General features: G+C 47.9%; 13 protein-coding genes. 7 read left to right on the top strand and 6 right to left on the bottom strand.

Annotated features, from left to right (window positions below):
- The first annotated feature begins 112 nt into the window (after window positions 1–112).
- Window positions 113–937 (top strand): xanthosine phosphorylase, encoded by an 825-nt coding sequence (gene xapA, locus J8Z23_RS00305; RefSeq protein WP_434634390.1) that lies wholly within the window; start codon window positions 113–115, stop codon window positions 935–937.
- A gap of 105 nt (window positions 938–1042) precedes the next feature.
- Here xapA and J8Z23_RS00300 read toward each other — a convergent pair whose 3' ends face one another.
- Window positions 1043–1654 carry a bifunctional 4-hydroxy-2-oxoglutarate aldolase/2-dehydro-3-deoxy-phosphogluconate aldolase gene (locus tag J8Z23_RS00300; RefSeq protein WP_005394384.1) on the bottom strand — a complete coding sequence of 204 codons (612 nt, stop codon included), beginning with the start codon at window positions 1652–1654 and terminating at the stop codon, window positions 1043–1045.
- A 9-nt stretch (window positions 1655–1663) separates the two neighbouring features.
- Window positions 1664–3040, bottom strand: coding sequence for a GntP family permease (locus J8Z23_RS00295; RefSeq protein ID WP_012841240.1), 1377 nt, complete (start codon window positions 3038–3040; stop codon window positions 1664–1666).
- 153 nt (window positions 3041–3193) lie between these two features.
- Here J8Z23_RS00295 and J8Z23_RS00290 point away from each other — a divergent pair, with 153 nt between their 5' ends.
- Complete coding sequence (locus J8Z23_RS00290) at window positions 3194–3718, top strand: gluconokinase (protein WP_005467756.1); 525 nt, start codon at window positions 3194–3196, stop codon at window positions 3716–3718.
- The gene (edd, locus tag J8Z23_RS00285) at window positions 3718–5514 is read left to right on the top strand and encodes a phosphogluconate dehydratase (protein ID WP_301659422.1); all 1797 of its coding nucleotides are present in this window, start codon (window positions 3718–3720) and stop codon (window positions 5512–5514) included. The genes J8Z23_RS00290 and edd overlap by 1 nt, the downstream gene beginning before the upstream one ends.
- Before the next feature lie 74 nt (window positions 5515–5588).
- On the opposite strand, the gene J8Z23_RS00280 is transcribed toward edd, so the two are convergent.
- The 4 genes from J8Z23_RS00280 to J8Z23_RS00265 form a co-directional block, all read right to left on the bottom strand.
- On the bottom strand, window positions 5589–5918 hold the full coding sequence (locus tag J8Z23_RS00280) for an SMR family transporter (RefSeq protein ID WP_053807555.1): 330 nt from the start codon (window positions 5916–5918) through the stop codon (window positions 5589–5591).
- The gene (locus J8Z23_RS00275; RefSeq protein WP_012841241.1) at window positions 5915–6319 is read right to left on the bottom strand and encodes an SMR family transporter; all 405 of its coding nucleotides are present in this window, start codon (window positions 6317–6319) and stop codon (window positions 5915–5917) included. The genes J8Z23_RS00280 and J8Z23_RS00275 overlap by 4 nt, the downstream gene beginning before the upstream one ends.
- 271 nt (window positions 6320–6590) lie before the next feature.
- A complete protein-coding gene (locus tag J8Z23_RS00270) occupies window positions 6591–7526 on the bottom strand; it encodes a LysR family transcriptional regulator (protein ID WP_301659421.1) in 936 nt (311 codons plus the stop codon).
- A gap of 55 nt (window positions 7527–7581) precedes the next feature.
- The gene (locus J8Z23_RS00265) at window positions 7582–8589 is read right to left on the bottom strand and encodes a substrate-binding domain-containing protein (RefSeq protein WP_301659420.1); all 1008 of its coding nucleotides are present in this window, start codon (window positions 8587–8589) and stop codon (window positions 7582–7584) included.
- A gap of 219 nt (window positions 8590–8808) precedes the next feature.
- Between J8Z23_RS00265 and J8Z23_RS00260 the strand changes: the two genes are divergently transcribed.
- Genes J8Z23_RS00260 through J8Z23_RS00245 form a run of 4 tightly spaced genes read left to right on the top strand, consistent with a single transcriptional unit; the run spans window position 8809 to window position 13793 of the window.
- A complete protein-coding gene (locus J8Z23_RS00260) occupies window positions 8809–10161 on the top strand; it encodes a serine/threonine-protein kinase (RefSeq protein ID WP_053808533.1) in 1353 nt (450 codons plus the stop codon).
- 13 nt (window positions 10162–10174) lie between these two features.
- On the top strand, window positions 10175–11647 hold the full coding sequence (locus J8Z23_RS00255; protein ID WP_301659419.1) for a chromosome partitioning protein ParA: 1473 nt from the start codon (window positions 10175–10177) through the stop codon (window positions 11645–11647).
- Between the two features lie 2 nt (window positions 11648–11649).
- Complete coding sequence (locus tag J8Z23_RS00250) at window positions 11650–12222, top strand: sigma-70 family RNA polymerase sigma factor (RefSeq protein ID WP_301659418.1); 573 nt, start codon at window positions 11650–11652, stop codon at window positions 12220–12222.
- On the top strand, window positions 12222–13793 hold the full coding sequence (locus J8Z23_RS00245; protein WP_434634373.1) for a hypothetical protein: 1572 nt from the start codon (window positions 12222–12224) through the stop codon (window positions 13791–13793). Before J8Z23_RS00250 ends, J8Z23_RS00245 begins: the two co-directional genes overlap by 1 nt.
- The last annotated feature ends 220 nt before the right edge of the window (window positions 13794–14013 follow it).

Genomic DNA, 14013 nt, shown 5'->3' with positions numbered 1-14013 from the left:
CCTAGCGAGTTTCATCATCCTCTTTTTAAGGATGATAGTAGCGAATAAAGCAAAGATAACCAGCGCAGAAAGTCACACAATGGAATCAACACACAACCAGAAGGTGACTAACATGAATCACGATCCAGTAATCGGCGCGCTACAAACCATTCGCGAACGCAAACCAAACTTCCAACCTAAAGCGGCGTTTATTTTAGGCTCTGGCTTAGGCGTATTGGCAGACGAACTACAAGACAAAGTGGTCATTCCATACGAAGAGCTCGAAGGCTTTCCGGTTAGCACCGTGCAAGGCCACTCTGGTGAGTTGGTACTTGGTACCATGGGCGGCGTAGACGTAGTGTGCATGAAAGGTCGCGGTCACTACTACGAGCACGGCTCAATGAAGGTCATGACAACGCCCGTGCGCACCTTTAAAAAGCTGGGCTGTGAGTTTCTGCTCGTCACCAACGCGGCAGGCTCACTTCGCCCTGAACGCATCGACGTCGGTTCTCTGGTGGTATTTCATGACCACATCAATACCATGCCTGAGTCGCCAATGATCGGTCCGAATGATGAAGAGTACGGCCCGAGGTTCTTCAGCCTCGCCAGTGCGTACGACAAAGACCTGCGCGCAGAAGCGTTTGAAGTTGGCAAAGCCAATGGCATTCACCTGAATGAAGGTGTGTTTGTCTCTTACACAGGCCCCAACTTTGAGACCGCAGCCGAAATCCGCATGATGCAAATCATCGGTGGTGATGTAGTGGGCATGTCGGTCGTGCCAGAGGTGATTTCTGCGGCGCATTGCGGCTTACCCGTATTGGCAGTGTGTGCGATCACCAACATGGCAGAAGGCTTGGGAGATGTAGAATTGTCTCACGCCCAAACATTGAAGTGCGCGAAGCTAGCCGAAGCAGATTTCATTCGCTTTATTAAGCGCTTTATGAAGCATCACTTCTAAAGCTGTTTCATTCCAAAAAGCAAAAGGGTCATCAAGTAACTTGATGACCCTTTTTCGTATCACGTTTTCTAACGTTCGGGGGTATTTCGGAGCCGTTTGTGCGTTTTACTTAACTGCGCGAACCAATTCAGCAATGCCTTCCCAATCGCCGTTGTCCATCATTGCGGTTGGCACCATCCACGTACCGCCACAAGCTACAACCGATTTCAGCGCTAGGTAATCTTCCACGTTAGATGGGCTTACGCCACCTGTTGGCATGAATTCCACTGGGTAAACCGCCGTGAGTGCTTTCAGCATGTTTACGCCGCCTGATGGCTCAGCAGGGAAGAACTTCAACGTACGCAGACCCATTTCCATCGCTTGCTCAACCAAGCTTGGGTTGTTTACACCCGGTACGATAGTCACGCCACGTTGCTGACAGTATTTCACTGTGGTTGGGTTGAAGCCTGGGCTAACGATAAAGTCCACGCCCGCTTCGATGGCGATATCAACTTGTTCTGTGGTCAGAACGGTGCCCGCGCCAATCAACAGTTCTGGGTACGCTTCACGCATGATGCGAATCGACTCCGCCGCCGCTTCGGTGCGGAATGTTACTTCCGCACATGGTAAACCGTTTTCTACCAACACTTTTGCCAGTGGCAGAGCGTGTGCTACGTCGTTGATTGCGATAACTGGGACGATTTTGATTTCTCTTAATCGTTGTTCAAGTGTTGTCATGGGGAACCTCTAAAGAATAAAGCTTAATGTTGCGACGATAATAAACGCGATACCGCCAAGTAACGTTTCCATTACCGTCCAAGTTTTTAATGTGGTTTTCTCATCCATCTCAAGCAGACGAGATACCAACCAGAAACCAGAGTCATTGAAGTGAGACAGTACCGTTGCACCACCCGCAATCGCGATTACGATAAAGCAAAGGTCTAGTTCACTCAAACCTGTTGATGCTGCCACAACTGGCGCGATAAGAGCCGCCGTCGTGGTTAGCGCTACGGTTGCCGAGCCTTGAGCAACACGCAGACAGGTTGAAATCACAAACGCCGCCACAATCACAGGCATACCTGTGTCTGTAAGAACGTCAGCCAGTGCATCACCAATACCGCTTGAGCGCAGTACGCCGCCAAACATGCCACCTGCACCCGTTACTAGGATAACACCACAGATAGGAGCCAATGACTCACCACACAATTTTTCTAGTTTTGCCATGCCGTAGTCTTTGGCAAACACAGCCAGACAGACAATCAAAGTGATCAGCAACGCAACTGGGGTTTTACCTAGCATACGTAGAAACTCAACCAGTGCCGTTTTGCCATCAATCACACCCGCAACCGCCAGTGTGTTCAATACCGTATCCAAACAGATTAGCAGGACTGGCAGCACAAGGATGGTCATAACCGTGCCAAATTTTGGTGCGTTGCGCTCATCCACCATCGCTTCGCCATTAAAGAAGGCTTTAGATAGTGGAATATCGAATTTTTTGCCCGCGTACAAGCCAAATAGGTAAGCGCCAAGGTACCAAGTGGGAATAGCCACCAGAATACCCACCACCAATAACAGACCGATGTTTGCGCCAAGGAATTCTGCCGCTGCAACCGGGCCAGGGTGTGGTGGAACAAACGCGTGCATAACCGCAAAAGCACCGGCAGCAGGCAACGCATATTTAATTGGTGAGCCACCAAAACGAGCCGCCACACTTAGGATGATTGGCATCATCACTACAAGGCCAGCATCGAAGAAGATTGGGAAGCCAAACAGTAATGAAGCGACGCCCAAAGCAAATGGTGCGCGCTCTTTACCAAAGCGACCAATCAAAGTGTCTGCCAGCACTTTCGCACCGCCAGTCACTTCAAGAATTTTACCGATCATCGCACCAAGACCAACCAGCAATGCCACGGAAGCCAGTGTGCCGCCGAAGCCGCCCATCATGGTCGATACGACTTTCTCAGAAGGAACGCCAGTGGCGATTGCTGTGCCTAAACTCACCATCGTAAGGGAAGCAAAAGCATGGACTTTCAGTTTAATGATCAGAACGAGTAACGCTGCTATGGCAAGGCCTGCAATCGTCAGTAGGAACGTAGGATCTGGGGCTTGGGTTAATTGCTCCATAGGTTCACCTTTAAGAATTATTGTTTGTGTTATGGTTCACATTTATTTCAGTTACCGGTAACATGTTACCGATAACATGAATAAGATAAACCCATATTTTAAAGTGAATTCAAAAATTGAGATCACGCGCAAATTTGGTTATGAGGATAAGTTATGGCTGGTAGTAGTGTCATCGTTATGGGCGTTTGTGCTAGTGGTAAAAGCACAATTGGTGAGCATCTAGCGAAAAAGCTAGGGCGTAAATTCATTGATGGTGATGATCTTCATCCACGAGCGAACATTCAGAAAATGGCATCGGGCCAGCCTCTGAACGATGATGATCGCAAGCCATGGCTAGAACGCATTCGTGATGCGGCGTACAGCCTAGAAAGCAAAAACGAGCACGGCATTATTGTCTGTTCAGCACTGAAAAAGATTTACCGCGATCAGATCCGCGAAGGCAACGACAACGTGACCTTCCTGTTCCTTGATGGCGATATGGAGTTGATCCTTAATCGCATGCGTATGCGCAAAGGCCACTTCATGAAAGAAAACATGGTGAAGAGCCAATTCGAGACGCTAGAGCGCCCAGACAACGAGCCTCAAACTCTGATCGTCAGTATCGACGGAGACATCAGCGACGTGGTAGAACGCTCTGCCGCTGAGCTAATCAAAATGCAAGCGATCGAGGTGGCGTAATGACTCACTCTGTTGTTCTTGAGGTCACACAACGTTTGACCGAGCGCAGCCGTGAAGCGCGCGCTGCGTTTCTTGCTCGCACCGAAGTGCAAGCCGAAGCGGGCAAAGGCCGTGTTGGTTTATCTTGTGGTAACTTAGCCCATGCAGTCGCCGCTTCTTGCTCTTCTGAAAAGAAAAATATTCTCGATTTTACTCATGCCAATGTCGCGCTGATCAGCGCCTACAACGACATGTTGAGCGCCCACCAGCCGTACCAAGACTACCCAGCGAAAATCAAACAAGTGCTGGCGGACTACGGCCATACAGCGCAAGTCGCAGGTTGTGTGCCAGCGATGTGCGATGGGGTGACTCAAGGTCAAGCAGGCATGGATATGTCGCTGTTTTCGCGTGACTTAATTGCGCAATCAACGGCGTTGTCTTTGAGTCACAATGTCTTTGATGCCACATTACTGCTTGGTATCTGTGACAAAATCGCCCCGGGGCAACTGATGGGCGCGCTGTCTTACGCGCATCTACCGACTGCGTTTGTACCAGCGGGTCTGATGGCAACAGGCATCAGCAATGAAGAGAAAGTCGACGTGCGCCAAAAATACGCAGCGGGTGAAGTCGGCAAAGACGCTCTGCTGGATATGGAGTGTCGCGCTTACCACTCTGCGGGTACGTGTACGTTTTACGGCACCGCCAACACCAACCAGTTGGTGTTCGAAGCCATGGGCTTGATGCTGCCAGGTTCGGCATTCATTCATCCCCATACCCAACTGCGTAAAGCGTTAACCGATCACGCGGCTCTGAAAATCGCCTCAATGACGGCGGGTTCTGCACACTTCCGTCCGTTGGCAGAAGTGGTCACAGAAAAGAGCTTGGTCAACGGCATCATCGCTCTACTTGCATCTGGCGGCAGCACCAATCACACCATTCATATGATCGCCGTGGCGCGTGCTGCTGGCATCTTGCTCACGTGGCAAGACATCAGCGATCTGTCGGATGTGGTTCCTTTGTTAGCTCGCGTTTACCCGAACGGCCCAGCCGATATGAACGCGTTCCAAGACGCGGGTGGCGTGCCTGCGTTATTGCACCGCTTGAACCAATCCGAGCTTTTGCATCGCGATGTGAAACCCGTGTTTGGTGAATTTGAAGATCAGATGACGCTACCGAGCCTTGTCGATGGCCAACTGACTTGGACACCGTGCCAAGGCAGCCAAGACGGTGACGTGATCGCCAAACCAGACGCCACTTTCCAAAACACTGGCGGCACTCGCGTATTGACTGGCAACTTGGGTAAAGCCGTGGTGAAAGTCTCTGCGGTGAAAGAAGATCAGCGCATCATCGAAGCGCCTGCGATCGTATTCCAATGCCAACACGAAGTGGAAGCGGCGTACAAACGCGGTGAGCTAAACCAAGATTGCATCGTTGTGGTCACACACAACGGCCCAGCGGCAAACGGCATGCCTGAACTGCACAAGCTGATGCCAATTTTAGGTAACGTGCAAAAAGCGGGCTTTAAAGTGGCGCTGGTTACTGACGGTCGTTTATCTGGCGCTTCAGGTAAAATTCCGTCTGCGATTCATGTTTCTCCAGAAGCCATTCGTGGTGGCGCGATTGGTTTGGTGCGCAACGGCGATTTGATTCGTCTGGATTGCCAAACGGGCGAACTGAACAACTTAAGCGATACCACTGGTCGCGAGTTGATTCATTTCGACACCGAATCTACCCAACAAACATGGGGACGAGGCTTGTTTAGCGTGATCCGCCAAAACGTCTCTAGCGCAGAAGAAGGCGCAAGCTTCATTGTGTAAGCCAGAAAAACAAAAAGAGCGGAGTTTGATACTCCGCTCTTTGTATTTGTCTTCGTTGTTTTTGTTCGGCTTGATTAAGCCGTCTTCATCACCACGACTGCAGCAATCACCACAAAGATACCAAACCAGCCGATTGGCTTGAGTTTCTGCTTAAACAGCAAGGCACCACCTACTGCGGTACCCAAGATACCGATCGCGCCCCAAGAAGCATAAGCAATGGCTAAGTCGATCTCTTTCACCGCTTGCGCCAATAACGTGAATGCAGCCAGCACCAACACAATCGCTGTAATGCCCCAGCCTTTGTATTTAAAGCCGTGAGAACGTGTGAGCGCCATGTTCGCCACGATATCGACCAAGGCAGCCATCACGACAAATCCAAATGACATCGTAAAAAATTGACTCATGATTCACACCTTACACTTGTAGAAAATGAACGTTCTTTTGCCAGTTTATCGGCGTTTTTCTTGGTGTTAGATTGACCGTGTGACTCACCTAAAGTCACACAAACGATGCCGATGACAGCTAACATCAAACCAAGCAGCTCTTGGGTATTTAAGTCAGAATCAAACAACACGATCGAAACAACCGTGATCAATGAGATACCCAATCCTTCCCAAACAGCGTATGCCACGCCGATAGAAATCTTTTTCGCAGCAATCGAGAGGAAGTAGTACGACACCGCAATCAATACGTACATCACGATGTAGCCCAACCATCCATGACCTTGTCCGATAAAAGACATGGTGCTGGTGCCTGCTACTTCGGCAACGATGGCGAGCAATAAAAATAGACGTGCAACTAGCATGATGAATCCTCCATCAGAAATTAAAAAACTGCATAACGGAGAATGGTGAATGTCACGCATCTGTATCGACATTCAAAAAGTTAAAAAGATAAAAATGAGCCACTTCTCCTGACTATTTGAGATAAGGTTAGCGCTGAGCAGGAAAAAGAGACAGGTAATTGAGATATTCATTTTTGAATATCTATAGGATCGAGTTGTCTATGTAATCACACATTTTCTTCATGGTTAAATTGTGCAGAGAATCTCGTTTACGAGAGACAATAATCAGTCGTCACTGTGCGAAAATTAATGGCGTCTTCAGAGTTTGGCGTACCACTTTATGTAAGTATCGGTGCAAAGGATGGTTGCGATTGGTTTGTAAGAAACCGCCAGAGACGACAAACTGGCTAAACTCACGGTTGACCAAAGGCATCGCGTAAGAGTCCAGCTCCGGCATCAATACTGCTGAGCTTTGGCTGGCATACATAATCGCGTCGGTTTCTTGCAACATTTGGCACGCCACACGCAAATTATAGGATTTCAATAACACCACAGGCTCATAGCCCATGCGGCGATACTCAGACTCCACGGTACAAAGCGGTTTATATGACGCGGGCGCAGGCAAAGAAACAAGGGGCAGCTTGGAGACCGTGTCCCAATCATTGCTGACTTTCGACAAGGTCGGATGGTTTTTACGCGCCAAAATCACTCGTTTTTCAACGAATAACGGGCGCATGTAAATGTCTTTCGACAGTTCGGTCTCTTGGTCAAGAATGCAGTAATCGTGCTCACCTTCGAGCATTTCATCGTGCGAGTAACTGTTCCAACTGGAAAAGGCAAAGTGCGCTTTAGGGAACGCTCGATGGCAGCCAGTTAGCAATCGCTGCCCTTGTTCATCCATCAAATAAGGGTCGGTTACAATCGCGATCTGCCCTTGATATTGCTGAGGGTCGAATACTTCAAACTCTTGCACCACTTTTTCCAGTGGTGCAATCATGTTATCGAATTCGGCGGCAAGGCGAATCGCCATGGGAGATGGCTCTACCCCATGCGCTTTACGCACAAATAGCGGGTCATCAAACACTTGCTTAAGCTTCATTACGCCGCGGCTGGCGCTCGGTTGAGAAATGCCAAGCTGCATTGCGGCCAGCTTGATGCTGCGGTTTTCCACCACGGCTTTTAATAAACGCATTAAGTTGAGATCCAATGCATCCAGCTGATGTGCCATACCCTAACCTGCCAATACCATTGATGAGCGAATACGAAGAGCGGTTAACTGCGAGTTAAACACTCTCTCCTGAAGTGATCTGATAACCCATATCAAACACTTTTTCTTCTTGCGCTTCGCCTTTCAGACGCGCAATTAAAAGCTCTGCACTCTTTACACCAATTTGGAAACGAGGCGTATCAACGCTGGTCAGCTTCGGACTGATGGTCTGACCGATATCCAACGCGTTATAACCCACCACCGCTAATTGCTGCGGGACTTGAATGCCACGTTGCTGCGCACTCAGCATAGTACCAATTGCGATGTCGTCGTTGGTACAGAATACCCCGTCGAGCGTTGGGTACGTTTTCAGTGCGCGTTCAAGCAAATCATGCGCTAAAGAGAAGCTAGAGTGGTCACCCGTTAATACGTGCTTAGGTTCTAGCCCTGCTTCCGTCATCGCGCGATCATAACCTTGCATACGCAGCTTGGTTCGCGTATCCAAACGCGCCCCAAAATAAACGATTGTGCGCTTACCTGTATCTAGCATCTGCTTAACCGCCGTGTACGAGGCATCTTCATGATCTAGCCCAACCGCCATATCAATCGGCTCTGGTGGCAGCTCCATGGTTTCCACCACAGGGATCCCTGAATTTTTTATCATTTGCAATGTACGCGGCGTGTGATGGCTTTCAGTTAGAATAAGTCCATCGACCTGATAAGAGAGTAATGACGCGATCTTGCGTTCTTCTTCAAGCTCATCGTAGCTAAAATGCGCTAAAAGCGTCTCATAGCCATTGGCTTTGGTTACCATCTCGATGCCCTGAACAAAGGAAGCAAAAATTTGGTTGGATAATGAGGGCAGTAAAATACCAATGGCTTTACTGGACGACTTTGACAGCATAGCGGGGGCGCGGTTTTCGATGTATCCCATCTCTTCAATCGCAGTCGCAATCTTGGCCCGAGTCTTTTCTGCCACCGATTCAGGGTTACGCATATAACGTGAAACCGTCATCTTCGTGACGCCAACTTGGTCTGCGACATCCTGCAATGTCGTGCGAGTTTTCTTATTCTGTTGAGCCATAAATATGTGATTTATCAGTAATGTTACAAGTAACATTATGACGAATAGACTCTCTGCCGACAAGCTCAGTGAAAATAATTCGCAAAATCATGACGTTATTATTCTATTAGCCACCAAATTGCGTTTCATACATTGTGAGTCAAAGCCGAATAAATAAATGACATTTATATCAAAGTTCTTATAAAATGCCGTACCTAAAAGAATAAGACATTAGGCACAGTGCAGTTAGGCTCTAGCGAAACCCAGATTTACTATCACTTGCTTGATCTGGACGACTCCCAAAAGCAGCAATACCTCCAAGCATTGCAACAAAGTCAACCTGAGCTGTATCAACAACTCGTTCCTCTTTTAGCCCACGAGACACCTGAAGAACAACTAACGCAGTTACTTTACTTTGGTGCTCACCAGGCTACGAACCGAGACGTCGATCTAAGCGGAGAAGTCATCAGTAAGTATCGCCTAACTCATGAGTTGGGTCGCGGTGGCATGGGTGTCGTTTACGCCGCCCTACGTGCAGATGAAACGTTCGAACAAGATCTGGCCATCAAGTTTATTCAAAGCAATTTGAGTAATGTGCTGGGACAACGTGCACTCTTTGATGAGGCACAACTGCTCGCGCGTCTAAACCATCCGTACATAGCGAAAGTGTTTGATGGCGGTCTTCATCAAGATTCAGTTTACATCGTGATGGAGCGGGTATTTGGTCAAACCTTAGATGAATACCTGTCAGAAAATAAGCTGGAAAAGACGGAAAAACTGCTGCTGTTTAAGCAGATTTGTCAGGCGATGGAGCACGCCCATCAGCATCATGTTTTGCATGCCGATCTAAAACCAGAAAATATACTGATCGATCGTAGCAAACGACCCAAACTGCTCGACTTCAACTTAACTCAAAAAGCGCACTCCACCCGAGAGGGCTCACCCTCGGCACTGATTGCGTTTAGCCAAAATTTTGCCAGCCCTGAGCAGCAGGCAGGACAAGTACTGACAGAGCAAAGCGATGTTTATTCATTGGGCAAAATCCTCGCTTTGATGTTTCCGTCACCAGCGGTTTGGTCTGATGTGTATTGGGTGATAAGACGGGCGACGCGTCCAGCCACCCAAGTGCGATACCCAGATGTGCGAGCGCTACGCATTGATATCGAGCGAATTATCGAACGTCGCCCTATCGAGCAGAAAAAACACTGGCCGTTGTATAGCGCCTTTCGTTTGGTGCAACGGCGCCCTCTTGCTTCTGCATTGTCAGGCATCATCGTGCTATCAGGTGTGCTATTTGGCAGCGCCATGATGCAAAAGAATATCCAACTGCAACAAGAGAAGAAGATTGCAGAAGATATGATGTACGAAATGACTCGCCTTATCTTCCACGCGAAGGGGCAAAATGTCGAACACCTCTCGGTGAGCTCCATGATGGAGTTAACACGAAGGCGGATACTCTCTAATCCAGATATCCCCAAACATATAAAACAAAAAATGTTGTTGGCGATGATGACACCGGTGCCAAAGAAGCACCTAACTACTCCAATGAGTTGTCAGCCAAATTGTGCGTCTGAGGACAGCACCAACCAATAAGGCTTAAAACAAGATGTATACACGTTCAGTGGTATTTTGGCTGTCTGCATTGACGGCTACCTCCACGTTAGCAGCAGACACTTCTGCTGCCACTTCACACCCGCCCACTTCAACCTTGAGGCAAGGCTACTTTATCGATGCGCCAGTGACTGGCTTGTATTACAAAACCAGTTCCAATATCACTGGCGTTACCCAACAAGGGGCATTTCACTACCAACCTGGTGATGTGATTAGCTTCTTCCTTGGCAACGATGATAAAGGTTATCTGCTGACAACCTTATCGAGCCAAGAAGTGCTTACACCAACGATGGCAACAACCAAACCCAGTCGTAGCATCAATATGACGCGCCTGCTGCTCTCTCTCGACAGCACGCCTGAGAATCGTAAGGAAATTGTCTTAGCCAACCGCGTGTTGTCTGATGCTCGCTTTCAAAACCAGCTCAAGGGCCTTGACCTCAATTATCTGGATGACGCCAAACGTCACCTCAATCTCGACTGGGTATCTGTCGATGAGGCAATCGAGCACCTAAACGAAAGCCAGCTGTACATTGAGAAAAACTTTGCCTCTGATGAGATCATCTTCGAACCTCGCGGCATGACGTTCAAAAACATCGTGATCAAAAAGAAAGATTGGCAAGGCCGCGCTTGTGCTTACGATTTACGTTATCAACATCATCCTAAATATCGCCCTCCGTTTGGTGAAACTCGATTCACCATCACCAAAGATTCATTGATTGAACATCCAAGCATTGGCGATCATTTTCAAGGTTGCTTCCTCTCGATGAAGCGCCCTATCACGGAAGACATTGTCGAGCCGATAAGCAAATTTGCGGATTGGTTTAATATCGTCGGTTGCTCAATCACTGGATGCACCCGCAACGATTTGAATGGCTTCTCTCTTGAAGACTTTGATGATGAAGGCGACTGGAAATACCGCTCCGTTGCACTCAACTTTGATCCAAGTACTGAGCTACTGATGGAAAAAGTACAAGGCCTTGGGCGTAAAAAAAACATCCACCACCACAATCGTACAGAAATGCTGTGGTTTACCTACCCCAACACGAACGAACACGACATCGACTACCTCGGGGTATGGCAGCAGACCCAATACCACCAGCAGTCCATGACACAATCGTGCCTATTGATGCGCCACCAACAAGTCATGCGACTGCCGCACAATGCAGACACCTGTCCAACCGACGCAAGCCTATACACCCAAGATGTCACCCAAGAGTATGCGGACATGTGGTGGGTCAACAATGACGAACCCAAAGCCGAGCTTGCGCAAATGAATGTCATGGTACGTTGGTCAACGACCCCAGCCGAAATCAATTACACCACGTGGGAATATTTGCCCGCTGGCGCAACTTGGGAACAAGGCATTTTATATCGCTATCAACAAGATGTTCTCCGCAACCGAGACGGCTCCGATCGCATTGAAACCCACACCATTTCTGAATTTGTCAAAGTGAGCGAGGATGTATAACCATGGCAGCAGCAGTAGCACTGACACAAATCATTCAACAATGGCAATCTGGTGATAAACAAGCTGAGAGTGAGCTCTACCAATTTGCGTATTTGCAGTTACGTAAGATCGCCCAACACGAGCGTGAACGAAACGCGGAAAAGTACGGCACCGACAACAAAGTATTGGCCGATAGCGTCAACAGCACCACGGCATTAATTCATGATGCTTACCTGAAGATGTCCAACTGCGACATGAGTGAAATTGAAACAAAACGTGATTTCTTTTTGATGGCCGCCAAAGTGATGCGTCAAATCTTGATCGATAACGCACGCTCACACCAAGCGCAAAAGCGCCAACACATTACGTTGATGAGAGATGAAGAAGATCGCTTCGAACAATTGATCATCATGGATAAAGCGCTGGATAACTTCAGTAGCCGTTACCCACGCCAATCAAGTGCACTCAAACTCAAGTATTTAATGGGAATGAAAAACCAAGAAATCAGTGAACTGCTCGAGTGCAGCGCGAGCTTAATAGAGAAAGACCTAAAATTCTCTCGCAGTTGGTTGCAATCACGAATGGCGCTCGCGTAATGATAAGCAAAAAGTTTTGGATAATCGGCGCAATCTGCGTCGGTTTGCTCGGCGTATACTGCATGTCAGACGAATCCAGCTTGGCATCCGCGGCGGACTCATCAGACAGCACGAGCCAATCAACCACGCGAACACATCGTCAATATGAGCGCACATCTTTAGTTGAAGTAAAGCAAGCGTTGACAGGTTCTGCGTTGGAGAACGCCCACAAAAAAGACGGTGATGACGCCTTCAACTCTGCCATTTTAGGACAACCAGAGCCAGTTACGAACCCATTTCATACTACAGAAGACGGCTCTTTTTACGACTCGTCTGTGGGTTATGAAGACAGCCGCTCAAAAGAGGACCCATCAGAGAACAATAAACCCATCATCAACCTCACGGTGGAACAACAGCTACAAACCATTATTTATGCTTGGGAGCTCAACCAAAACTCTCCGATTAGCTATTCGCTCAATCTTAACCAACTGTTTGAAGATCCGGATGGTGATCTCCTCACCACTCGGATTTGGCTCGAAAACGCCAATGGATTAAGGGTGCTAAACCAAGGACAAATGATGGTGCTAGGTGCACCAGAGAACATTAAAACCACCACATACCTGGCGGTAGCGGCGCGTGATGATTACCACGGCGACAGCGACCATGCGTGGGTCACAACACGTTTTGAGTTGCCTGTTGTCACTCCAGGTCACAATGACATGGAACACCCGTTAATTGGCGACATTGTCTATCGCTTGGAGACGACGCAAAATCTTGGCGGTACTGCGTACGCGTATGAAGTGGTGTATTGCGAAGCGTTTCAGTTTGAGGATGACGAGGTACGTTATGCCGCCTCAAACAACAAACACCAGTGTCCTGAAAAGGGAGACTTAAAAAAGGTGGGTGAGTACAAAATCAGTGATGACTCGTTGATTGTTTATGTCCACGGCGTACGCCAAATTTGGACCACTAAAAAGGTATACGCATCTCAGGTTCATAAAGAGACTCAGAACTATTTCACCACCGTGTTTGATGGCAAACAATTCGAAAGCTATACCATGCAAAAAAACAAGCAATCGATGGAAAAGCGCATCAACGCACCGACAGGGCGATATTTACGCCAGATATCCTTTTTTGACTATTTGTTACCTCTCCCAAGCGGGGGGTATCTGGTTGCTGAAGCTGGCAATTATATTTATCACTATGGTACTAAAGTCGTGGGTCCACATGGTGAAAGTCTCGAATCCGATCTCAATTTACGAACTTATGGTCCTAACCTGTATTGTAGCGATGTCGCCATTTGGTATCACAGCCATGTCATTGCTGGTCAAGGAGACTATCAAATAGACATCATATCAGACCCTAACCCAGACGATCCGACTTACCAAATTGATTGCCACGAGTTCATCAGCGCCCCCGCTACTGGACAACAATCGTTATCGTTTGATCTTAACTATTCCCCTTACGATGAACTACTTGATGGCGAGGTGTATAGCTACATTTTACGTCCGAAACCTGAGCTCGCTGATCGCGTTGAGGAATTTAAGATCAACATGATTTATCACGTCCCTGTCCTTAGCGACACCCAATAAGCCTTTCTTTACAGATAGTTATTTTGACAAAACAATCATCCCAAAAACAAAACTGGAACCGTGATCAAATTATCAATTTTCCATCATAGACAAAAAATAGAAATAAATTTTACGGGTTTTGTGCGGTTTTTCGTGTCTTGTTTTCTCCTCGTTAAAGTCCTACAAAGTGACTCATTTATCAGATAACTAAACTTTCGCTTTAGTTTTGGCGATTCAAAAC

It is taken from the genome of Vibrio sp. SCSIO 43086, assembly GCF_051132235.1.
In the GTDB taxonomy this organism is placed as follows: Bacteria; Pseudomonadota; Gammaproteobacteria; order Enterobacterales; family Vibrionaceae; genus Vibrio; species Vibrio diabolicus.
Note: the sequence above shows the minus strand (reverse complement) of the source record. Positions and strands in the feature narration are given on the sequence as shown.